Source organism: Streptococcus sp. GP0011, from assembly GCF_030546305.1.
GTDB lineage: Bacteria > Bacillota > Bacilli > Lactobacillales > Streptococcaceae > Streptococcus.
This window is the reverse complement of the sequence record NZ_JAUONR010000001.1, coordinates 329849-352087: the sequence shown is the minus strand read 5'-3', so window position 1 is coordinate 352087 and position 22239 is coordinate 329849. Positions and strand designations below refer to the sequence as shown.

At 38.3% G+C, this 22239-nt stretch carries 20 protein-coding genes and 3 pseudogenes; 8 read left to right on the top strand and 15 right to left on the bottom strand.

The window, feature by feature from the left end:
- The first annotated feature begins 135 nt into the window (after positions 1 to 135).
- The 7 genes and pseudogenes from ylqF (at position 136) to Q4443_RS01725 (ending at position 5602) form a co-directional block, all read left to right on the top strand.
- Complete coding sequence (gene ylqF, locus Q4443_RS01755; protein ID WP_000201310.1) at positions 136 to 987, top strand: ribosome biogenesis GTPase YlqF; 852 nt, start codon at positions 136 to 138, stop codon at positions 985 to 987.
- Positions 974 to 1753 (top strand): ribonuclease HII, encoded by a 780-nt coding sequence (locus tag Q4443_RS01750; protein ID WP_049518701.1) that lies wholly within the window; start codon positions 974 to 976, stop codon positions 1751 to 1753. Before ylqF ends, Q4443_RS01750 begins: the two co-directional genes overlap by 14 nt.
- A 12-nt stretch (positions 1754 to 1765) precedes the next feature.
- The gene (locus tag Q4443_RS01745) at positions 1766 to 3316 is read left to right on the top strand and encodes a ClC family H(+)/Cl(-) exchange transporter (RefSeq protein WP_049518703.1); all 1551 of its coding nucleotides are present in this window, start codon (positions 1766 to 1768) and stop codon (positions 3314 to 3316) included.
- 11 nt (positions 3317 to 3327) lie between these two features.
- A pseudogene (locus tag Q4443_RS01740) lies at positions 3328 to 3597 on the top strand (hypothetical protein); the annotation flags it as partial.
- Between the two features lie 96 nt (positions 3598 to 3693).
- The gene (locus tag Q4443_RS01735) at positions 3694 to 4476 is read left to right on the top strand and encodes a hypothetical protein (protein WP_303407859.1); all 783 of its coding nucleotides are present in this window, start codon (positions 3694 to 3696) and stop codon (positions 4474 to 4476) included.
- Positions 4424 to 4948, top strand: a complete 525-nt coding sequence (locus Q4443_RS01730; RefSeq protein WP_368506372.1) for an AAA family ATPase — start codon at positions 4424 to 4426, stop codon at positions 4946 to 4948. The genes Q4443_RS01735 and Q4443_RS01730 overlap by 53 nt, the downstream gene beginning before the upstream one ends.
- A gap of 3 nt (positions 4949 to 4951) precedes the next feature.
- Positions 4952 to 5602 carry a hypothetical protein gene (locus Q4443_RS01725; protein ID WP_049518707.1) on the top strand — a complete coding sequence of 217 codons (651 nt, stop codon included), beginning with the start codon at positions 4952 to 4954 and terminating at the stop codon, positions 5600 to 5602.
- Positions 5603 to 5679: 77 nt separating this feature from the next.
- On the opposite strand, the pseudogene Q4443_RS01720 reads toward Q4443_RS01725, so the two are convergent.
- A pseudogene (locus Q4443_RS01720) lies at positions 5680 to 5913 on the bottom strand (transposase); the annotation flags it as partial.
- 122 nt (positions 5914 to 6035) lie between these two features.
- Here Q4443_RS01720 and xerS point away from each other — a divergent pair.
- Positions 6036 to 7106 (top strand): tyrosine recombinase XerS, encoded by a 1071-nt coding sequence (gene xerS / locus Q4443_RS01715; protein ID WP_303407857.1) that lies wholly within the window; start codon positions 6036 to 6038, stop codon positions 7104 to 7106.
- A 78-nt stretch (positions 7107 to 7184) separates the two neighbouring features.
- Here the strand turns inward: xerS and Q4443_RS01710 are convergent.
- The 14 genes and pseudogenes from Q4443_RS01710 to Q4443_RS01645 form a co-directional block, all read right to left on the bottom strand.
- Positions 7185 to 7825: pseudogene (locus Q4443_RS01710) on the bottom strand (hypothetical protein).
- Between the two features lie 105 nt (positions 7826 to 7930).
- Positions 7931 to 8920, bottom strand: coding sequence for a lipoate--protein ligase (locus Q4443_RS01705; protein WP_049518710.1), 990 nt, complete (start codon positions 8918 to 8920; stop codon positions 7931 to 7933).
- A gap of 195 nt (positions 8921 to 9115) precedes the next feature.
- A complete protein-coding gene (gene lpdA, locus Q4443_RS01700; protein ID WP_049518712.1) occupies positions 9116 to 10819 on the bottom strand; it encodes a dihydrolipoyl dehydrogenase in 1704 nt (567 codons plus the stop codon).
- Positions 10820 to 10864: 45 nt separating this feature from the next.
- Positions 10865 to 11908, bottom strand: coding sequence for a dihydrolipoamide acetyltransferase (locus tag Q4443_RS01695; protein ID WP_049518713.1), 1044 nt, complete (start codon positions 11906 to 11908; stop codon positions 10865 to 10867).
- 444 nt (positions 11909 to 12352) lie between these two features.
- Positions 12353 to 13345, bottom strand: coding sequence for an alpha-ketoacid dehydrogenase subunit beta (locus Q4443_RS01690; protein WP_049518715.1), 993 nt, complete (start codon positions 13343 to 13345; stop codon positions 12353 to 12355).
- Between the two features lie 16 nt (positions 13346 to 13361).
- Entirely contained in the window at positions 13362 to 14330 is a 969-nt protein-coding gene (locus tag Q4443_RS01685; protein WP_000105352.1) for a thiamine pyrophosphate-dependent dehydrogenase E1 component subunit alpha, read from the bottom strand.
- A 178-nt stretch (positions 14331 to 14508) separates the two neighbouring features.
- Positions 14509 to 15849 carry an MATE family efflux transporter gene (locus Q4443_RS01680; RefSeq protein WP_049518717.1) on the bottom strand — a complete coding sequence of 447 codons (1341 nt, stop codon included), beginning with the start codon at positions 15847 to 15849 and terminating at the stop codon, positions 14509 to 14511.
- Positions 15850 to 15890: 41 nt separating this feature from the next.
- Complete coding sequence (locus Q4443_RS01675) at positions 15891 to 17159, bottom strand: dihydroorotase (RefSeq protein ID WP_303407856.1); 1269 nt, start codon at positions 17157 to 17159, stop codon at positions 15891 to 15893.
- A 12-nt stretch (positions 17160 to 17171) separates the two neighbouring features.
- Complete coding sequence (locus Q4443_RS01670) at positions 17172 to 17636, bottom strand: 8-oxo-dGTP diphosphatase (RefSeq protein ID WP_001135757.1); 465 nt, start codon at positions 17634 to 17636, stop codon at positions 17172 to 17174.
- Positions 17637 to 17645: 9 nt separating this feature from the next.
- A complete protein-coding gene (locus Q4443_RS01665; protein ID WP_049518720.1) occupies positions 17646 to 18299 on the bottom strand; it encodes a uracil-DNA glycosylase in 654 nt (217 codons plus the stop codon).
- An 11-nt stretch (positions 18300 to 18310) separates the two neighbouring features.
- Positions 18311 to 19066, bottom strand: a complete 756-nt coding sequence (locus tag Q4443_RS01660) for a DUF4336 domain-containing protein (protein ID WP_049518721.1) — start codon at positions 19064 to 19066, stop codon at positions 18311 to 18313.
- Between the two features lie 122 nt (positions 19067 to 19188).
- On the bottom strand, positions 19189 to 19482 hold the full coding sequence (locus Q4443_RS01655) for a hypothetical protein (protein ID WP_049518723.1): 294 nt from the start codon (positions 19480 to 19482) through the stop codon (positions 19189 to 19191).
- Positions 19483 to 19505: 23 nt separating this feature from the next.
- Positions 19506 to 20198 carry a YjjG family noncanonical pyrimidine nucleotidase gene (locus Q4443_RS01650; protein ID WP_049518725.1) on the bottom strand — a complete coding sequence of 231 codons (693 nt, stop codon included), beginning with the start codon at positions 20196 to 20198 and terminating at the stop codon, positions 19506 to 19508.
- Positions 20199 to 20404: 206 nt separating this feature from the next.
- A complete protein-coding gene (locus tag Q4443_RS01645) occupies positions 20405 to 22174 on the bottom strand; it encodes a DUF262 domain-containing protein (protein ID WP_049518727.1) in 1770 nt (589 codons plus the stop codon).
- Positions 22175 to 22239 lie beyond the last annotated feature (65 nt).

The following is a 22239-nucleotide window of genomic DNA, read 5'->3' as shown; positions in this document are numbered from 1 at the left end:
AGGATGTGTCGGACCTATATTATTTGTCATTTATTATGGTCAAAGCCTATGCAAAAGTTCCTCATTTATGATAGAATAGGTAGTAAGAAAGAAAACGTTTTTACTACGTTTTTTTAGTCGGAAGGGGAAAATATTATGGCTACTATTCAATGGTTTCCGGGCCACATGTCTAAGGCTCGGCGGCAAGTTCAGGAGAATCTTAAGTTTGTTGATTTTGTGACGATTTTGGTGGATGCTCGGCTACCTTTATCTAGTCAAAATCCTATGTTAACTAAGATTGTGGGGGATAAACCAAAGCTTTTGATTTTGAATAAGGCAGATCTTGCTGACCCCGCAATGACCAAAGAATGGCGTCAGTACTTTGAATCACAGGGAATCCAAACTCTGGCTATCAACTCCAAAGAGCAAGTAACTGTAAAAGTTGTTACTGATGCTGCTAAAAAGCTCATGGCTGATAAGATTGCACGCCAGAAAGAACGCGGTATCAAGATCGAAACCTTGCGGACTATGATTATCGGAATTCCAAATGCCGGCAAGTCAACTCTCATGAATCGTTTGGCAGGGAAAAAGATTGCGGTGGTCGGCAATAAACCAGGTGTTACTAAGGGGCAACAGTGGCTCAAAACCAACAAAGACCTGGAAATATTAGACACGCCAGGTATTCTATGGCCTAAATTTGAAGACGAAACCGTTGCTTTGAAACTAGCCTTGACTGGAGCAATTAAAGATCAACTACTCCCAATGGATGAAGTGACCATTTTTGGTCTCAATTATTTCAAAAAACATTATCCAGAAAAGCTAGCTGAACGCTTCAAACAAATGAAGATAGAAGAAGAAGCACCTGTTATCATCATGGATATGACCCGTGCCCTTGGTTTCCGAGACGACTACGACCGCTTTTACAGCCTCTTCGTCAAGGAAGTCCGTGATGGAAAACTCGGTAACTACACCTTAGATACATTGGACGACATCGATGACGACGATTAAAGAAATCAAGGAACTTCTTGCTACTGTCAAAGAATTAGACAATCCCCTTTTTCTTGAACTGGAAAAGGATCCTCGTTCTGGAGTTCAAAAAGAAATCAACAAGCGTAAAAAATCCATTCAGGCTGAACTGGACGAAGACCTTCGCCTAGAAACTATGCTTTCCTATGAAAAAGAACTGTATAAGCAAGGATTGACCCTAATTGCAGGTGTTGACGAGGTCGGCCGTGGTCCTCTGGCTGGCCCTGTAGTTGCTGCAGCTGTTATTTTACCTAAAAATTGTAAGATTAAAGGCCTCAACGATAGTAAAAAAATCCCCAAAAAGAAACATCTGGAAATTTATCATGCTGTTCAAGACCAAGCCTTAGCAATCGGCATTGGTATCATGGATAATCAGGTCATCGACCAAGTCAATATCTATGAAGCTACCAAACTAGCCATGAAGGAAGCAATCTCCCAGCTCAGTCCGCAACCTGAGCACCTCTTGATAGATGCCATGAAACTGGAGTTACCAATTTCACAAACCTCCATTATCAAAGGAGATGCTAACTCCCTCTTAATCGCAGCAGCATCTATAGTAGCCAAGGTGACACGGGATGAATTGATGAAGGAATACGATCAGCAATATCCTGGCTATGATTTTACAGCTAATGCAGGCTATGGAACAGCTAAACATCTAGAAGGGCTTGAAAAACTAGGTGTCACCCCAATTCACCGAACCAGTTTTGAACCAGTCAAAACACTGGTTTCAACTAAGAAAGACAAGTAAGAGGAAATGATTATGGAGGAACAGTCAGAAACACTCAGTTCCAAGAAAGAATTTGCCTTTGCCTCAAGCACCATATTATCCCAAGTTGGACGAGGAATCATTGTTGGTCTCGTCGTCGGGATAATCGTCGGATCCTTTCGTTTCTTAATCGAAAAGGGTTTCCATCTGATACAAGGACTCTATCAAGATCAAGCGCACCTAGTGCGCAATCTTTTTATCATTGGCCTATTTTATGTATTCGTTTGCTGGCTTAGTGCGAAACTAACTCGGTCAGAAAAAGATATCAAGGGTTCAGGAATTCCTCAAGTCGAAGCCGAACTAAAGGGACTGATGACTCTTAACTGGTGGAGTGTCCTCTGGAAGAAATATGTATTAGGTATTCTTGCTATTGCCAGTGGCCTTATGCTAGGTCGAGAAGGGCCAAGTATTCAACTTGGAGCGGTCGGTGGTAAAGGCATTGCCAAGTGGCTCAAATCTAGCCCAGTAGAGGAACGTTCCCTGATCGCCAGTGGAGCTGCTGCAGGTTTAGCCGCTGCCTTTAATGCACCGATTGCAGGTCTCCTCTTTGTTGTGGAGGAAGTCTATCACCATTTTTCACGATTTTTCTGGGTCTCAACTCTAGCAGCCAGTCTCGTAGCAAACTTTGTTTCTCTGCTCATATTTGGCTTAACACCCGTACTGGATATGCCAGACAACATTCCTCTCATGACCCTAGACCAGTATTGGATTTACCTCTTTATGGGAGTTTTTCTCGGACTTTCTGGTTTTCTCTATGAGAAGGCTGTACTCAATGTTGGTCGAATTTATGACTGGATTGGTCAAAAAATCCATTTGGATAAAGCTTATTATCCAATCCTAGCCTTTATCCTTATCATACCAGTCGGGATTTTCTTGCCACAAATCCTTGGTGGTGGAAATCAGCTTGTTCTTTCCCTAACTGAGCAAGATTTTAGTTTCCAGGTTTTATTAGCTTACTTTTTGATTCGCTTTATTTGGAGCATGATTAGCTATGGAAGTGGCCTCCCAGGAGGAATTTTCCTTCCCATTCTGGCGCTTGGTTCCTTACTTGGTGCCCTAGTTGGTGTCATTTGTGTCAACCTTGGGCTTGTCAGTCAGGAGCAATTCCCTATATTTGTCATTCTGGGAATGAGTGGCTACTTTGGGGCAATTTCCAAGGCACCCTTAACTGCCATGATCCTCGTAACTGAGATGGTTGGGGATATTCGCAACCTCATGCCACTGGGCTTAGTGACCTTAGTCGCCTACATCGTCATGGATCTGCTCAAGGGAGCACCAGTCTATGAGGCCATGCTAGAAAAAATGCTACCAGAAGAAGCAACAGACGAAGGAGAAGTCACCCTCATAGAAATCCCTGTGTCTGACAAAATCGCTGGAAAACAGGTTCACGAACTCAATTTGCCACATAACGTACTCATTACCACCCAAGTCCATAATGGCAAGAGCCAAACCGTTAACGGCTCAACTAGAATGTATCTGGGTGATATGATTCACCTAGTGATTCCAAAAAATGAAATTGGAAAAGTCAAAGATTTGTTGTTGTAGAGCAATAATTAATATTACATAATTTTGATTACGTAGCAATTGAAAGACAAGTTGGCATGAAAAATATGAAGGTATCCTTATCAATATAAGGAAAAAAACAAAATATAAAGGATGTCGCATGGCAAAAAGAACGCTGAAAAAATAAGGATATTTTACCATCTTTAAAAAAATACTTATTGTTGTAATAGATGACTGTCATTGCGGTTTATTTATAATTCCCAAAGAGATGCCTAGCAGTAAAAAATCTTTCTACAAAGAATTGTAAAGGAAAGATAGCTATTGAAGAATAAAGAGCATTATTTTCTCCATAAATTTAATTAAATTAATGTTTTTATGGTATAATAAATTCAAAGTGAAAAGAATTTATGGAGAAAATAATGAAAATCAGCATTGAAAAAATCGGAAAAATTCACCACTCAGATATAATAATTGACGGTCTTACTATTATCGCTGGTAAAAACTCAACAGGAAAAAGTACAGTAAGTAAATCATTATTCGCTATCTTTAATTCATTTTATAAAATTACACAGACGTATAGATCTTATAAAGAACGAGCAATTAAAAGTAGAATATTAGATTTAGATAATTATTTTGACATTTTCTTTTTTAACGAAAATCCTATAGACCTTAATAAAGTTGTTTTAAAACTTATTTCAACTCAAACAGAAGATGATATTAAAAAAGTTTTAAACTTATATAGTTTAAATGAACAATTGTCTGAATCAAATTTTCAAAAGTTGATTTTGGCTATATATAAAATAAACCAATCAACAATGCAACAGGTGCTGTACGAAGAAACAAATAATTATTTCGAATCAGAATTTTCGTCTAACATAAATAATGTAAATTCTAAACATGAGATTGGCTCTATAAAACTAAAAATTAAAAATGAACAGATTGAAACGTATTTCCAAAATGACAAACTTATTGACATACCAAACTTTTTTAGTCTAAACTTTAAGCCAATTTATATTGACGATCCATTTATAATAGATACAATCAATCAAACAGATTTTAGAATGTTTAGAAGTGATTCAGAAACCAATCGAACTCATAGACAGGTTATTTTAAGCCAGTATAATAAGAAAGAATCAGAGAATCCAATAGATAAAATTATTATCAAAGAAGACATTCAAATTATTCATTCAAATTATTTATGATAAAATTGAAAAGATATTAGATGAAAATGGCACTGGCATTGTATACTCATATAACAGAGGTAATGAAGATAAAAAAGTTTTAAGTATAGATAATCTATCCTCGGGTATGAAAACTTTTTATTTATTAAAGAAATTGATAGAAAATGGTACAATTGAACCAAACTCACCAGTAATTTTAGATGAACCAGAAGTTCATCTACATCCTGAATGGCAACTAGTTTTAGCTGAGATCATAGTATTAATGCAAAAATATATGAATCTAAATTTCCTTATAAATTCACACAGTCCATATTTTGTAAGAGCAATTGAAGTTTACTCGACAAAATATGCAATTGATTCCAAAACCAAATATTATTTAGCGAAGATAGAAAATGATTTATCGGAATTTGAAGATGTTACTGGAAATGTTTCAGAGATTTATAAAATATTAGCAAAGCCATTTCAAAAAATTGAAAATGAGAGATTTATTTAAGTTATGAAAAATTTATTAAATAATAGTATTTTTACAAATAATATTTCAAATTTCAGAGATATTTCATTTGATAGTTCTAATAATAAATATTTAATTGATGAAAATTACTCTATACATTCTAATTCTGCAATTAATTTTGATGATGTAATGAAAGAGCACGTTCGTTCTTTTGGTATTACAGATAAAAGCTTAAAGTCAGTAGATTCAGTGATTTTTTCTGAGAAATTAAATAAAATTTTTTTTATTGAGTTTAAAAATGGTAAAATTGAAGTTCCAGAAACAAGTCAAAGCAGAAATCATCAAAGACGCAGAATAAATCGTTTAAACATTGAAATTGCAAAATTAAAATTAGAACTTATCAGGACAAAGGTTAAAGATTCAATAACTGCATGTTGTGAAATTTTTTCTAAAAATCCCGATTTTTTTAGAGAAAATTGTTATTTTATTCTAGTATATAATGAAGATAAAAATAGTTGTATTATACCTGATAGTCTAGATAATCCCGGTTTTACTAGTCTACTTCAAAGTTTTTCACAAATTAGTCAAACTCGTTTTCATAATTTTGGAATGGATGTTTTAGAAAAATTGTGTGTAGATGAAGTTAGAACCTTTACACCGAAGGAATTCGAAGATTTTATTATTAATTATTCATAATATAAATTCGATAAATTTTTTCAAATTATGTCAAATAAAGTTTGTTTCTTTGTTAATTGTAGTGGGTGGAAGAAAAGCTAATATCTGGGGAGGACGATCGTTGTCCTCTCTATTTTTATATTCAGAGCGATGAAAATGCGTTTTTTAAAGTTGTCAAAGTTTCGAAAACCAAAAGCATTGCGCTTGATGAGTTTAATTAGATGATTCGTCGCTTCCAATTTTGCGTTGGAATAAGATAATCGAAGGGCGTTGATAATCTCGTCTTTGTCCTTTAGAAAGGTTTTGAAGACAGTCTGAATGATAGGATGAATTAGTGATTGAGTTTTTCATTCCAAAATATTCACTATAACATCTTTCCGAAAAACTATAATTTTCTTGAAAAATATGTAAGTCTATGCTATACTACTAGTAGACTTAATTATGGAGAAAATACATGAAACGTGAGATTTTATTGGAACGAATCGACAAACTAAAACAAATCATGCCTTGGTATGTTCTGGAATACTACCAATCAAAGCTTGCTGTTCCCTACAGTTTTACAACCTTGTACGAATATCTCAAGGAATACGATCGATTTTTCAGCTGGGTTTTAGAGTCTGGAATTTCAAATGCTGATAAAATGTCTGATATTCCTTTATCTGTCTTGGAAAATATGTCTAAGAAAGATATGGAAGCTTTTATCCTATATCTACGTGAACGTCCATTGCTGAATGCTAATACAACCAAGCAAGGTGTATCTCAGACGACCATCAATCGGACCTTATCAGCACTTTCTAGTCTTTACAAGTATCTAACAGAGGAGGTTGAAAACGACCTGGGAGAACCCTATTTCTATCGTAATGTAATGAAGAAAGTTTCAACCAAGAAAAAGAAAGAAACACTTGCTGCTAGAGCTGAAAACATCAAGCAAAAACTCTTTCTAGGTGATGAAACAGAAGGTTTTCTAACTTATATCGATCAGGAGTACCCACAACAGCTCTCAAATCGCGCTCTCTCATCATTTAATAAGAACAAAGAACGTGATTTGGCCATTATTGCCCTTCTCCTAGCGTCTGGTGTCCGCTTATCTGAAGCTGTTAATCTAGATCTAAGAGACCTCAATCTCAAAATGATGGTGATCGATGTCACTCGAAAAGGGGGGAAACGTGATTCTGTCAATGTCGCTGCTTTTGCTAAGGCTTACCTAGAGAATTATCTAGCCATTCGAAATCAACGCTATAAGACGGAAAAGACAGATACAGCTCTCTTTTTGACCTTATATCGAGGCGTTCCCAATCGTATTGATGCTTCTAGTGTTGAAAAGATGGTTGCTAAGTACTCTGAGGACTTCAAAGTCCGTGTAACTCCACACAAACTACGCCATACTCTGGCGACTAGGCTCTATGATGCTACTAAATCGCAAGTTTTGGTCAGCCATCAGCTAGGACATGCCAGTACACAAGTCACTGACCTCTATACCCATATCGTCAATGATGAACAAAAGAATGCTTTAGATAGTTTATGATTGTTACATATTATAAATTATGTAAAGCAACTATTGCTAAAAAACGAAAGACCAATTCCTTTATCTTTCGTTTTTTAGTTATTTAAACTCAATCCAGTAGTTACGGTGAGGCTCTATAATTACTGGTTTACCCCAAAAGGCTTGCAGATAGGCTAGATTTGCTGGGCTTACTGGTTTTTTTGAATCATTGTACTGCTCAGCACTCTCTTTAGTTAGAAAACATTTTACTGCTTCATAAGAAGTACCATCAGCTGATTCTCTTTCGATTCCCATATACGAAATTTCGTCACCATTTTTAAGATCGTCAGTTAACAGTTTACCAATAAAGAACACTGTCTTATCTTTCATAAATTCATAAGCCTTACTATTTTCAATCGGTTATTTGCTGCAGCAAACATAATACAAAAACTATCAACAATGTCCTTCAAAGACATTAAGTCCCCTTTGTTTACTTTGATTTCATCGGGGAGAAGACCGCCAATTATAAGATTTTGAAAATGGGCTTGCTGGATTACATTATCTAAAGCCATTCCCAGAGCTATTTGAACAGCTTGGTATCCTAAAGGTTGAAGCTCTTTGTATTTCATATCATAATGTTCTTGTGTGATGCTTATATTTAAACTTTCAGTTTGATTAATTTCTTCATTTCTATAGAAAGCAACAACATTACGGTCTAACTGTTCAAATAGATTAAGGCTTTCTACTGGAATTTCTAACATTAATGAATAACTCCTTTTCATTTTTCATCTCTATTATAATCTAATCAGCATGATTATTAAGTTTAACCCTAATAAAAGAATCCATCATAAATGGATTCTTTTTCCTTACCCCACTACTGCTTCAGCGATTTCTTCACGGCTGATACCAGCAAAGTAGCGTGTGATGTCAATAGTTTCTAGTGCCTTAAGAACATCTTCGCGTTCATATTTTACGCCACGAAGGACATCTTCTACAGCTGCAACGTCTTCGACACCAAAGAAGTCACCATAAATCTTGATATCTTGGATTTTTGATTCAATGACGTTGGCAAAAACTTCAACCTTTCCACTAGTGAATTTTGTTCCCCGACGAACGTTAAATTCAGGTGATTTACCGTAGTTCCAGTCCCAAGTACCGAACTTTGTATCCTTAATGCGATTGATTTCCGCCATTTCTTCTTCTGAAAAGACGTATTCAGTCATCTCTGGGTACTCTTTTTTCATGTATTCCAATAGCAAATCACGGAATTCTTCAACTGTGATTTTTTCAGGTAATTCATTGACAATATTGGTTACACGGGCACGAACGGATTTCACACCTTTTGATTCAAATTTGTCTTTTGAAACCTTGAGGGCATTAGCAAGGACTGATAAATCAACGTCAAAGAGCAAGCAACCGTGGTGCATGATACGCCCATTGATATAGGCTTGGGCATTGCCACAGAATTTTTTTCCATCAATCTCAAGGTCATTACGGCCTGTGAACTCAGCTTTGACGCCTAGTTGAGCTAAGGTATTGATAACTGGAGTTGAGAAGCTCTTGAAGTCAAAGGCCTTGTTTTCATCTTCTTTTGAAATGATGGTGTAGTTGAGGTTGTTTAGATCGTGATAAACAGCTCCGCCACCACTGATACGGCGGACTACCTCAATACCATTTTCTCGAACATAGTCACGGTTGATTTCTTCGATAGTATTCTGGTGACGACCAACAATGATAGAAGGTTTGTTAATCCAAAGAAGGAAGATTTGATCCTCATCCAAAAGGTGTTTAAAGGCATATTCTTCCAAGGCGATATTAAAAGCAGTGTCGTTTGAATGATTGATAATGTATTTCATAGTATTTCCAAAAATTTAGTTTTTAAATTCTGTTCATAGCAATCAAATTTTCTAAAGTGGTAAAAAGAAATGTAACGTGTTATCGTTACATTTCTCGGAAAAATTGAGACAAGAGGCTCAATTTTTAGGCATGGAACTCTAATAGAGGTCGCTGCCGTCCGTACTACTTTAAGAAAATTTAGTTGAAAATCTTGATTATTTTTTCTTAGGTGAATGGATAGCCATTCCTAAAACATCCGCAAATGCTTCGTACATCACTTCAGAGTAGGTTGGATGTCCATGGATGGTCTTAAGCATTTCTTCAACAGTGATTTCCATTTCGATAATGCTTGACGCCTCGTTAATCAATTCTGCGGCTGCAGGACCGATGATATGAACACCAAGGATTTCTCCGTATTTCTTATCAGCAATAACTTTAACGAAACCTTGAGCCGCATCTGATGCAATGGCACGACCGTTGGCAGCAAAGTTGAATTTACCGATGGCTACATCGTATTTCTCACGCGCTTGTTCTTCAGTCAAACCTACTGCTGCTACTTCAGGAAGAGTATAGATGGCTGCAGGAGTCAAGTTCAATTTGGCAACAGCATGATTTCCTTTGAGGGCATTTTCAGCAGCAACTTCACCCATGCGGAAGGCTGCGTGCGCCAACATCTTAGTACCGTTGATGTCACCTGGTGCGTAAATACCTGGAACAGAAGTTTCCATATATTCGTTGACCTTGATACGTCCACGATCCAACTCAAACTCAACATCGCCAATTCCTTCGAGGTCTGGCACACGACCGATTGAAAGAAGAGCTTTGCTTGCAATGATATCGTCTTTTCCTTCAACCTTGATACGAAGTTGACCATTTTCTTCGATGATTTCTTGCAATTTTGTACCTGTCAAGATGGTCATACCTTTACGCTCAAGAATCAAGCGAAGATTCTTAGAAACTTCCGCATCCATAGCTGGAACGATACGGTCCATCATTTCGATAACAGTTACTTTTGAACCAAATGTCATGAAGGCCTGACCGAGTTCGATACCGACAACACCACCACCGATGATTACGAGGCTTTCTGGAACTTCATTCATTTCAAGGATATCGTCACTTGTCATCACGAGTGATGATTCCATACCAGGAACGTTTATCTTGCTGACTTTTGAACCACCAGCAAGGATGATTTTCTTGGTTTCAAGCAATTCAGAACCATCTACCAAGACATTCTTATCTTTAGTGATAGTACCAACACCCTTATGAACTGTAACTCCGTAGCTGCGAAGAAGACCCGCAACGCCACCAACCAAAGTATTGACAACCTTAGATTTTGTCTCTAAAAGTTTATCCATATCTACAGTGAAGTTTGGATTTTCGATGACGATACCTCGGTTTGCTGCATGACCGATATTTTCGATGATTTCAGCGTTGTGAAGGTAGGTCTTAGTTGGGATACATCCACGATTCAAGCAAGTTCCGCCAAGTTCAGATTTCTCAATAAGTGCAACCTTACCACCAAGTTGGGCAGCTTTAATGGCTGCTACATATCCAGCAGGACCTCCACCAATCACAACGATATCAAAGGCATCATCGCTCTTACCATCATCATTTGAAGCACTTACTGCAGGTGCTGGGCTAGCTTCTGGTGCAGCCGCTCCAGCTGTTGGGATATTTTCCCCTTCTTCCCCAAGGTAACCGATAACTTCAGTTACTGGGACTGTTTCACCATCTCCTTTGAGGATGGCAATCAAGTATCCATCTTCTTCGGCTTCCAATTCCATGCTGACTTTGTCAGTCATGATTTCCAAAAGGATTTCTCCTTCTTTTACAAATTCTCCGACTTTCTTATTCCATTGGACAATTTGTCCTTCTGTCATATCTACGCCGGCTTTTGGCATAATTACTTCTAAGGCCATGTCTTACTTCCTTTATCTATATCTCTAAAAATAAATACTGTATTTTTAAACCAACATTGAGATTGGGTTCTCAATTAAGTCTTTCAATTCTTTCATAAACTTAGCACCAGCCATACCATCTACGACACGGTGGTCAATGGTTAATCCTAGGCTCATGATAGGGCGAATGACAATCTCACCATTGACAACTACAGGTTTTTCAACTGTTGAGCTTACCCCGAGGATTGCTGAGTTGGGTTGGTTAATAATCGGACCAAAGGACTGAACACCAAACATTCCCAAGTTACTAATTGTGAAGGTTGAATTTTGCAGTTCGTTTGGAGCCAATTTACCATCCAAGGTACGACCAATCACGTCTTTAAAGGCTACTACTAACTCTGACAAGCTCATTTTTTCAGCATTGTAAACAACTGGTGTCATTAGACCGTTATCCATACCAACCGCCATCGCAAGGTTGACATAGTTATGAGTGATAATGGTCTTGCCGTCTTCTGTCAATGAAGCGTTGATGTATGGGTGTTTCATCAATGTTTTCACAACAGCGAGTGAAAGAAGGTCTGTTACAGTAGTCTTCTTACCAGTTGCTTCCATAATCGGATCAAGAACCTTCTTACGAAGAGCCAACATTTCTGACATATCGACATCATAGTTGAGTGTGAAAGTTGGCGCAGTTAGGTAAGATTCAACCATACGTTGCGCGATAACCTTACGCATTGGTGTCATTGGAATACGCTCAATCTCACCATAAGGAGTGATATTGTCTGGAACTTCTTCCACTTTCTCGATTTGAGCAGGAGACTTGATGGTGTCGTTTTCGATATTTTCAGGAAGTAAGGCCAAAACGTCCTTCTTCATGATTTTACCACGGTGACCTGTTCCTTGGATTTCCTGCCAAGCAATGTTATGTTCAAGGGCAATTCGTTTTGCAAGTGGCGAAATGCGAACCACATTTGTGTCTTTATAAGTTTCCACGTCTTCTTTGTGGACACGACCGTTTGCACCTGAGCCAGAAACGTCGTAGAGGTTGATCCCTAGATCATCCGCTAACTTTCTAGCCGCAGGAGTCGCTCTTAGCTTGTCATCAGCCATGACCTCTCCAATTCTATACTAAGATATTTATGACGAAGAGGGCAATGAAAAAATAGGAGATTGACGATGTGTTCGATGAACACAAGGAAATCTATCTTTTTTTCACAGACCTCCGTCCGAATTTAATTACATGATGCAAAAGGCGTTTAAAAGCGACCGAAAAATCGGAAATCAACGCTGGCTTCGATGAAGCCAAGGAGATTTATCTTTTTTCCGAGCTTTTAGCCCGTGTTCAACTCTACAAGTAACTTGGACACGGAACGTATCTCAAGTTACTACGGTTGCCGCTATCTGGCGGCCAACCTAGTAGACTTACTAAGTTTTTTGTCGAATATTATCGATTCGTCAAAAAATTGTCGCAACTTTACATACAACTTGGATACAAAATATAACTCAAGTTAGTAAGTCAGAAATTCTTATAATTTACATAACTTATATTATGTATTATTCTTTGTTATAAGTTTTTCGGATTGCATCTTTGATGCTTTCAACTGTTGGAATCATTGCATTTTCTAGGTTTTGTGCATAAGGCATTGGTACATCTTCTCCTGCACAACGGCGAATTGGGGCATCTAGATAGTCAAATGCTTCTGACTCTGAAATAATAGCTGAAATCTCTCCGATATAGCCACTTGTTTTGTGGGCGTCGTTGACAAGAACGACCTTACCAGTCTTCTTAACTGAGTTAATGATGATATCCTTATCAAGCGGTACAAGGGTACGTGGGTCAACAATTTCAACCGAAATTCCTTCTTCTGCCAATTCTTCAGCAGCTTGAACCACACGGCGAAGCATTTTTCCATAAGTAACAACTGTTACATCCGTTCCTTCGCGTTTAATTTCGCCAACTCCAAGTGGGATTGTGTATTCTGGATCAACTGGCACTTCCCCTTTTTGGTTAAATTCTGACTTATATTCAAGAATGATAACAGGGTTATTATCACGGATAGAAGACTTGAGAAGTCCTTTCATGTCCGCAGGAGTACCTGGAGCTACAACTTTAAGTCCTGGAATGTGAGTGAACCAAGACTCTAGAGATTGCGAGTGCTGAGCTGCAGAACCGACACCGTTACCAGCTGCGCATCGGACAGTCATTGGAACCTGACCTTTACCACCAAACATATAACGTGTTTTGGCAGCTTGGTTAACGATATTATCCATGGCAATGACTGAGAAGTCCATGAAGGTCATATCAACGATTGGGCGAAGTCCTGTCATAGCCGCTCCTGCTGCTGCTCCAGAGATGGCAGCTTCAGAAATCGGACAGTCACGGATACGTTCTGGACCAAATTCTTCGAGCATTCCGACAGAAGTTCCGAAGTCTCCTCCGAAGACGCCGACGTCTTCTCCCATCAAGAACACATTTTCATCGCGACGCATTTCCTCAGACATAGCAAGGATAATGGTGTCACGGAAGGACATTGTTTTTGTTTCCATTTTTATCTCTTTCTCCTTAGTCTGCGTAAATATCTTCAAATGCGGATTCAAGCGGTGGGAATGGGCTTTCCTCAGCAAATTTAACAGAAGCTTCTACTGCTGTTTTCACTTGTGCTTGGATCTCTTCCAATTCTTCAACGCTAGCAATGTTATTTTCAATAAGGTAATTGCGGAGGTTTTCAATTGGGTCTTTTTGTTTCCACAATTCCACTTCTTCGCGAGTACGATATTTACCAGGGTCAGATGATGAGTGACCAAGCCAGCGATAAGTGACACTTTCAATCAAGACTGGACCATTGCCACCACGAACGTGGTCTACAGCTTTCTTAAATCCTTCATAAACGTCAATGACGTTGTTACCATCTTCAATAAACATTCCAGGAATTCCATAAGCTGCGCTACGGTGATGGATATGTTCCACGTTAGTCATTTTCTTGATATCCGCAGAGATCCCATAACCGTTGTTAATGCAGTAGAAAATCACTGGAAGGTTCCAGATGGAAGCCATGTTCACTGCTTCGTGGAAGACACCTTCGTTGGTCGCTCCATCCCCAAAGAAGCAAACGACAATTTTTCCAGTATGTTGCATTTGCTGACTGAGGGCTGCACCAACAGCGATTCCCATACCACCACCTACGATACCATTGGCACCAAGGTTACCCGCATCAAGGTCAGCAATATGCATGGAACCACCTTTTCCTTTACAAGTACCGGTGTACTTACCAAGGATTTCTGCCATCATTCCGTTAAGGTCAATCCCTTTGGCAATAGCCTGTCCATGACCACGGTGGTTGGAAGTAATCAGGTCATCTGGGTTGAGAGCCAACATCGCTCCAACGTTAGCAGCTTCCTCTCCAACAGAAAAGTGAGTCATACCGGGAACTTTCCCCTTTTTCACTAACTGAGCAATTTTTAAGTCCATGCGACGGATTTCTTCCATCTTACGGAACATCTCTAGCAAAAGATTTTTATCTAAAGTTGACATAATCTTGCCTTTCTAACTTTGTACTTACCTTACTATTTTACCTTTTTTAGTATACGCTGTCAAAGTATATGGTTAATAAAATTTCACAATATAAAAAAATAAATCCCTGTTAAAACAGGGATTCTCTCTAGTTAGAGTATTTTTTCACAAAGTCATTTTTCAGGATAATTTCTTAAAATTAGCTCAATCTTTTCATTACAGTTTTCAAACGCCATTGGTACAAACAACCAGAAACAATCAAGCTGGCAATTAACCCAATCCAGTAGGTAAATGCCCCTAAGTCAGTTACTTGATCTAGTAGGTATCCTAGAGGTATGGCTACTCCCCAATACCCAATTAAGCCAAGATAGAAAGGAACGATAGTGTCCTTATAGCCTCTTAGAATCCCCTGGAGCGGAGCTGCAAAGGTATCAGCTAATTGGAAAAAGAGACTGTAGGTTAGAAATACAGCAGTTGTTTCAATGAACTGAGAGTCATTCCCATATAGACTTGCTACACGATTTCTAAAAATGTAGAGAAAGGATAGGGTAAGACAAGCAAAAATAAGGGCTGTTATTCTCCCCAGACTAGCATAGGTTTTTGCATCCTCAAAACGTTTAGCCCCCACCTCGTAAGACACAACAATCGCCATAGCAGAGGAAATACTCATAGGAAAAGCATACATGAGGCTGGAAAAGTTCATAGCTGACTGGTGACTAGCGATGATGAGCGATGAAAACTTAGCCATGATTAGTCCCACCACGGAGAAAATAGCTACCTCAGCAAAGACGGTTCCCCCGATTGGTAGACCTAATCGGAGACCTTCCTTAATTTTATCTATATTGAGTGGAATAGGTTTCTCAAGATGTAGCGCTTTTAACTTTTCTTGTTTGAACAAAACAAGCAGGGAAATGCCCGATAAAACCCAATAGGCTAGGGAAGTTCCTAGCCCTGCTCCTGCGCCACCAAACTCAGGAAAACCGAAAGCTCCATATATCAAGAGATAGTTAAAACCACTATTTAGCGGAAGTAACAAAAGCATGAGGTACATAGATAGCTTGGTCAAACCAAGAGAATCTAACAATGACCGAATGACACTAAAAAGCAACAAGGGAATAATCCCGATAGACAGGTGCCAAAGATAAGAGACTGCAACTGACGCCACTTGAGCTTCTAGTCCGATATGGTTTAAGACAGGCGGCGCTAAGAATACTACCATGCCAAGCAAGACCAAAGACAATCCGAAAGCCAAGTAGATAAATTGGTAAAAGTCAGATGCCACTTCTTCCTTTTTGCCTCGTCCCAGATGATGGCCTATGATGGGAACCATGGCCGAAACAATCCCTGTTAAAAAAGTAAAGAAAGGATTCCATAGACTCGTTGCAGTTGATACACCAGCCAAGTCCATGGTATTGTACTGCCCAGTCATGGTTGTATCAACAAAAGAGGCAGAATAATTGGCAAACTGATAAATCAGGATAGGAAAAAATATCTTAAGAAATAAAATAAACTTATCTTTAAATTGATGGGTTCGATACATATACGCTCTCTATTCTTATAGTTTATAGAGCAGAATCCCATCTAGTTTTTGTAAACGATTTGTCCCTTACAGATGGTATATTTGACCTGCCCTTTTAAAGTTTCACCGATAAATGGTGAATTTGCAGCTTTTGAAGCAAAATGGGAGTCCACAAGGCGGTCAGCCTTAGCATCAAAGATAGTGATATCCGCTGGACCATTCTCAGCCAAGTAACCTGCTTCAAAGTTGTAAAGCTTGGCTGGGTTGTAGGTCATTTTTTCAAGCAATTCCATCAAGCTTAGCTCGCTAGCATCTACCAAATAAGTCAAACCAAGAGAAAGAGAGGTTTCTAAGCCAGTCATACCAGATGGCGCTTTGGTGATATCTTCTACATTTTTCTCATCTGCATGGTGAGGCGCGTGGTCTGTCGCGATAACTGTGATAACACCTGACTTGAGACCCTCGATAACGGCACAACGGTCTGATTCCAAACGAAGCGGAGGATTCATTTTAGCATTACTACCTTGAGTCAAGAGAAGTGCTTCTGTCTTAGAGAAATGCTGTGGCGCTACTTCTGCTGTGACTTGCGCTCCCAAACCTTGAGCGAATTCCACTACCTTGACACTTTCTTCCTTAGACAAATGCTGGATATGAACATGAGCCTTGGTTGCATAGGCAATCATAACATCACGCGCAATCATAGCGTATTCTGCCACCCCTGTCGCACCACAAATCTTGAAGTGGTCTTTAGCGATGTTTTCGTTAAAGCCAAGAATTCCATTCAAACCTGGATCTTCCTCATGAAGGCTGATAAAGGTATTGAGTTTTTTGGCTTCTTCCATGGCTTCCTTGACAACTTTACTACTTTCAAGTGGAATACCGTCATCAGAAAAACCAACAGCTCCAGCTTCTAAAAGCGCCTTAAAGTCTGTCAAGTCTTGGCCATTAAAGTTCTTGGTAATAGTCGCAACTGTCTTGACATTGATCTTTTCTTTAGCAGCTGACTGGAGAACTTCATGCAAAGTTTCCACATCCGAGATGGTTGGACTGGTATTAGCCATCATGACCACCGTTGTAAAACCACCTGCAGCCGCCGCTAGAGCACCCGTATGAATATCTTCCTTGTGGGTTTGACCCGGTTCACGGAAATGAACATGGATATCAACCAGTCCAGGCGCAACTACAAGACCAGTAGCATCAAGCACCTCTGCTCCTTCTTCCTTGATTTCAGGGGCAATTTTGACAATTTTTCCGTCTTGGACCAAAACATCACACACTTGATCCAAACCAGACTTAGGATCCATTACACGACCATTTTTGATTAGTAGCATCTGCTTTCTCCTTTATTCATAGAAATCAACTTGGGTATCCAATAATTTATCCCCATCATAAACAAACTTGGCTGAGAAGAAGGGTTTATCCTCTAAGAGCCACTCAACAAAGGTGTGGTCACCTTCCCAAGTCGGCTTGCTTAAGACCTCATCATAGGGAACCCATTCTAAGGTTCCTTCATTACAATCAATCAACTCACCCTCAAACTCTGTAACCTTAAAAACATAAGTGTACCAGTCTAAATCAGGCGTAAATTCAGGAAAAGTGATAACGCCTTTTAGCACAGGCTTGGCTTTTAGACCTGTTTCTTCGAGGATTTCACGCGCCGCGCATTCCTGAGGCGTCTCTCCTCGCTCTAGCTTACCACCCACACCAATCCATTTGCCAGCATGGACATCATTGGGCTTTTTATTGCGATGGAGCATGAGTAGTTCTTTTCCGTTATCAATGTAGCAAATCGTCGCTAACTGAGGCATATTTTCTCCTTATCTAAGCCAATCGATTGGCTCTTGTCCTGTCTCTCTTAAGAATGCATTGGCCTTTGAAAAAGGCTTAGAACCCCAAAATCCTCTGTAAACAGATAAAGGACTTGGATGGGCTGATTCGATAATTAAGTGGTGAGGATTGGTAACCAAGACCTTCTTCTTGCGTGCATAAGCGCCCCAGAGCACAAAGACTACTGGTCTATCTAGATTATTGACCACCTGAATCACAGCATCTGTAAATGGCTCCCATATCTGCCCAGCATGACCATTGGCCTGCCCAGCAGGAACAGTCAAGCAAGCATTGAGAAGTAAGACTCCCTGCTCAGCCCAAGACGTCAAATCATGTGATTTCTTAACGCCGATATCATCTGACAATTCTTTTAAAATGTTTTGCAAGGACGGCGGAGCTGGAATAGCATCTGGAACCGAAAAACTCAAACCCTGCGCTTGACCTGGCCCGTGATAGGGGTCTTGCCCTAGAATCACCACCTTCACTTCTTCAAGTGGTGTAGTCAAGAGAGCCTGAAAAACTTTTTCCTTAGGTGGATAAACAGTTCCCTGAGCATAGACCTGTTCCATAAATTGATTGATTTTCCCAAAATAGCCCTCAGGTAATTGCTCCTTAATCAAAGCATGCCAAGATGAGTGTTGCATCTTTTTCTCCTTTACCGTATCCATCTAAAAGCACGTTTTAATTCATCCATACCATTCTCAAAAAAGCATAGGCCGTGTGCAAGTATAATCTTATCAGGTTTCCAGTTTAACATACGGGAAAAAGACATTCTTGCTTCCCTTTGTCTTCCTAAAAAAGTCATCCGATAATCGATAGGAGTTTGTCCATCAGGAGCTGTTACACGGGCTAAACGATAGATTTTTCTTCGGATTGGACTAGCTATCTTTTCCGGTTCAAAATTCTCTATAAGGTCCGTTACAATGAGTGTTTTAGTCGATTTATGAAAAAACACCACTTCTTCAATCGCAGAACTTCCCTTAAAAATAAGTTGATCAATCTCATCAGACCATAGGTCAGGAGCCTTATCTGTTAAGGGAGCATCGAATACCACCTTGACATTCTGACTTTTCGCTCTCTCTTCAACTCCTGGACTAGACCATGTTTGCGCATGAGGATATCTTTTTTTCCAATCTGCAATATAGGCGTAGTGAATCTTATTTGGTGAAATCAGGTAAGCGACTCTTCCCAAAGCATCCAGTTCAGTAAAGAGCTCCTCGTTTGGCGCGATTGGAGAATGAATCCAAAGTTTTCCATCCTTTAACTTAACCACCGTCATACGTGTCTGAAAAGGTAGTTTGAAGCCCTTCATATCCATTTGAATCAAATCACCGTCTACTATCCAGATATTTTGATCAACTTCCTTTAGTGTATACAATGGTTCATAAAGAGAAAGTTCTGGTCTTGACATCGTTTATCACTCCTTCATTTTTACTGCCTCTATTATAGCAAAAAGTGGCTATTGAAACCACTTTTTACAGTTCTTATATATATTGTTATCGATCCTATTATTTGACATGAGTATTCACAGTATCAATCACCCATTAAAAACTTTTCGATTGTATCAATAGCATAGGAAAGTTGATTATTTACAGACTTCATCCGTTCAAAATTAGCGTCCATATAGTAGAGTTCAGATAAGCCACCCCTAGGAAGAAAGAGTGAATAGTGGATATTCATCTTCTCTCGAGTACTTAACTCTATATGATTGCTTATGGTATACTTTAACTCTTTTAACGAATTTACTTGAGCAACCACACCTTTTAACTGATACTGCTCGATGAGATTTAGTAAGTTGTTAATCTCTTCAATGACTTTAGTTTCCATATCAACCTCTCTTAGGAAAAGCACTACATAGTATCCAAACGATCCAGTAAGTCTTGGTAAGAATGGACTTCGTAAGTCGGTTGGGCTTGCGACTCATTTTCTAAATGATGGGGATTGTACCAGATAGTATCGATCCCAGCATTATTGCCACCTTGAATATCAGCTGTTAGGGAATCTCCAATCATCAGGGCCTTTTCTTTATCAAATCCAGCAATCTCTTGACCGATTTTTTCATAGAAAAGTGCATCAGGTTTTTGAGTTTGTAATTGCTCGGAGATAAAAACTTGATTGAAATAGGGAGCCAGACCAGATTGAGCCAAACGCCCTGTCTGAATGGCAGTTATGCCATTTGTCGCAGCGTACAGTTCATAATCTCGCTCAATGAGACTGTCTAAGAGTTCATGAGCGCCTGAAAAAGTTTGTCCCTGTTGAGCGAGATAAAATTGGTAACGCTGAGCAAGTAAAATACCGTCTTTCTCCAGTCCAAAATGATCAAACAAACGAGAAAAGCGCGTGTTAACTAGTTCTTGTTTACTGATTTTCTTTTGCTCCAAATCCTTCCAGAGAGCCTTGTTCATAGGAACGTAATAGTCTTTGTAGGCTTGAATATCCGCAACTCCTTCTTCTTTTAGAAGTTGTGTCAGAGCCACATCCTCAGCAGTATCAAAATCAAGCAAGGTGTGATCTAGATCAAAAAGTAGAAATTTGTAGGGCATCGAGTTTCCTTTCTGAAAGGGAAAAATAATCTAATATTTTAACAAGTATTGAGTACAATTTTAACTACCAGATAAATCTCTGATTATCGAACCATAACGTTTATAAATTCCAGAATCTAATTCTTTCGGAATATTTAATGGAATTTCTAAAGTAACTTGATTTAATGACATCATTAAAACTTACCTCTTAATTCTATCGATCTAGTTTATTCAAAAATAAAATCAGCAATTCGTTTTGCAGCTTTTTCTGTTGCCAATTCAATGTCAGTTTTAGTCCAAGTATCATTTACATAATTAACTAAGGATTTAGCTATTGGGAACTTACTTCCTATATACCCACAGCCACTTGTGATAGTATTTTTTCTCTTACTCCTAAACCAAGCATTTTTTATACTTCGATTAATATCAGCTTCTAGCAGTATCTTATTACCAATTTTTTCAGCATAATCTCTGAATTCTTCCTGGCTTTCTAATCCTGCATCTGACATAATATTTTCTCGATTTAAACCACTTTGTGGCATAATATGTTCAATATCAATATTCCCGTCTAAATTAAAGTCTATACCTTTTTCCAATGCAAATAAGAATTCATTTACGTAAAGAATCGAATTTGAAACACCACTTTCAGTCAAAGTTTGTTTAACATCTTCATAAATAAAATTGTCATGAATATGGTTTCTTATTTTTGAAATAAGTTCGTCGATTGAAATTGAATCGACTTGACTGTACAACAAATTTATTTCTTCTAAAAAGCCTTTAAAAAGTTTATGGCTATACGAGAGTTCAGATAATTCAATCAAAACTCCAAATCTAAGTAAGTATTCCAGATATGTGTTGTCTTGTCTGAAAAATAGATAACTACTAACAAAAGGTCTTAAATTACCGTTTAATTTGTTTATCAATTGACCATTAATAGTATCAGATACTCGTTCAAAATTGTTTATGATTGTATTTAGTTCAGAAGTAAACAGAGTATCTTCATTCAATAGATGCTTATTTTTTGAGAAAAAGGCTCTAATACCAGGATTTCTTCGATCAGCTCCGTTTTGTTCTGAGAGTTTTACGAAAATATAATGAGTAATTAACGCATTTAAGTCTAATCGAGATGAATCGGTACGTTGTACAATCTCTTGCCAATTTTTTTCGAAGTTTTTCCTATCTGATGCATTTGCAGTGGTCTTAGATACGATTACTTCAATTGGGGTCAATGGGACACCAGTCCCATTTAAAGAATTGAAAATATTTATTGCTTGATCGGTATTATAACTTGTAATGGTGATCACTTGGCAGTTATCAATGAAATGATTAGCAAAATTGATGAGTTTAAAAACATTCAAATCATCACACATATTATAAAAATATCTAAAGTTTTTATAATAATTTGTATAACGATTATCTTTTTGACGACGATAAATTTGATAAACTTTCTCTTTAATCGAAGGGAAATCTCTACCTAACAAGATAGTAGTCATCTCACTAGCATATTTTTCCGAGATTGAATGATTTAGATACTTAATCCTATCCTCACTAGGATAATACAAGCCATCAACGAAATCATCTTTTTCGTCATCTGAAACGTTGAAAAGCATTGTAACAATCTGCTCTTTAAGACCATTAAGACGTTTCACTAATCTGCGTGCATCAGCATCTAGAGTCGGTTGAAGTTCAAGCTCCCTATCAATCTTCAATAGGATTGCCTTAAGAAGTAACATAAATGTCGTTGTTCTTTGCTGACCATCAATCAAAGTTACTTCATGCTCTTCTCCAGTTTCTTGAGCGATGAGAACTGCTCCAAAGAAATAATTGTCTTGGGAACTATCATCGAAATTTTCCATATGAAGATTAATATCTTCAATGAGTTGTTCACATTGTGGTACTTGCCAAGCATAGGGTCTCTGATAGCTAGGAATGTAAAATTCTGATTTTTCAAAATAAGTTTTGACTGTTTGTAAGGCCGGTTGAATATCGTTTCTCATTCAGATTCTCCATTAATTTATTCTGATAATATTATATCACGAAAACACTGACAATATAAATCAAT

Bases quoted from the DNA above. Each gene is read 5' to 3' on its own strand.
- ylqF (WP_000201310.1), top strand. From the start codon at position 136: ATGGCTACTATTCAATGGTTTCCGGGCCACATGTCTAAGGCTCGGCGG.
- Q4443_RS01750 (WP_049518701.1), top strand. From the start codon at position 974: ATGACGACGATTAAAGAAATCAAGGAACTTCTTGCTACTGTCAAAGAA.
- Q4443_RS01745 (WP_049518703.1), top strand. From the start codon at position 1,766: ATGGAGGAACAGTCAGAAACACTCAGTTCCAAGAAAGAATTTGCCTTT.
- Q4443_RS01735 (WP_303407859.1), top strand. From the start codon at position 3,694: ATGAAAATCAGCATTGAAAAAATCGGAAAAATTCACCACTCAGATATA.
- Q4443_RS01725 (WP_049518707.1), top strand. From the start codon at position 4,952: ATGAAAAATTTATTAAATAATAGTATTTTTACAAATAATATTTCAAAT.
- xerS (WP_303407857.1), top strand. From the start codon at position 6,036: ATGAAACGTGAGATTTTATTGGAACGAATCGACAAACTAAAACAAATC.
- Q4443_RS01705 (WP_049518710.1), bottom strand. From the start codon at position 8,920: ATGAAATACATTATCAATCATTCAAACGACACTGCTTTTAATATCGCC.
- lpdA (WP_049518712.1), bottom strand. From the start codon at position 10,819: ATGGCCTTAGAAGTAATTATGCCAAAAGCCGGCGTAGATATGACAGAA.
- Q4443_RS01695 (WP_049518713.1), bottom strand. From the start codon at position 11,908: ATGGCTGATGACAAGCTAAGAGCGACTCCTGCGGCTAGAAAGTTAGCG.
- Q4443_RS01690 (WP_049518715.1), bottom strand. From the start codon at position 13,345: ATGGAAACAAAAACAATGTCCTTCCGTGACACCATTATCCTTGCTATG.
- Q4443_RS01685 (WP_000105352.1), bottom strand. From the start codon at position 14,330: ATGTCAACTTTAGATAAAAATCTTTTGCTAGAGATGTTCCGTAAGATG.
- Q4443_RS01680 (WP_049518717.1), bottom strand. From the start codon at position 15,849: ATGTATCGAACCCATCAATTTAAAGATAAGTTTATTTTATTTCTTAAG.
- Q4443_RS01675 (WP_303407856.1), bottom strand. From the start codon at position 17,159: ATGCTACTAATCAAAAATGGTCGTGTAATGGATCCTAAGTCTGGTTTG.
- Q4443_RS01670 (WP_001135757.1), bottom strand. From the start codon at position 17,636: ATGCCTCAGTTAGCGACGATTTGCTACATTGATAACGGAAAAGAACTA.
- Q4443_RS01665 (WP_049518720.1), bottom strand. From the start codon at position 18,299: ATGCAACACTCATCTTGGCATGCTTTGATTAAGGAGCAATTACCTGAG.
- Q4443_RS01660 (WP_049518721.1), bottom strand. From the start codon at position 19,066: ATGTCAAGACCAGAACTTTCTCTTTATGAACCATTGTATACACTAAAG.
- Q4443_RS01655 (WP_049518723.1), bottom strand. From the start codon at position 19,482: ATGGAAACTAAAGTCATTGAAGAGATTAACAACTTACTAAATCTCATC.
- Q4443_RS01650 (WP_049518725.1), bottom strand. From the start codon at position 20,198: ATGCCCTACAAATTTCTACTTTTTGATCTAGATCACACCTTGCTTGAT.
- Q4443_RS01645 (WP_049518727.1), bottom strand. From the start codon at position 22,174: ATGAGAAACGATATTCAACCGGCCTTACAAACAGTCAAAACTTATTTT.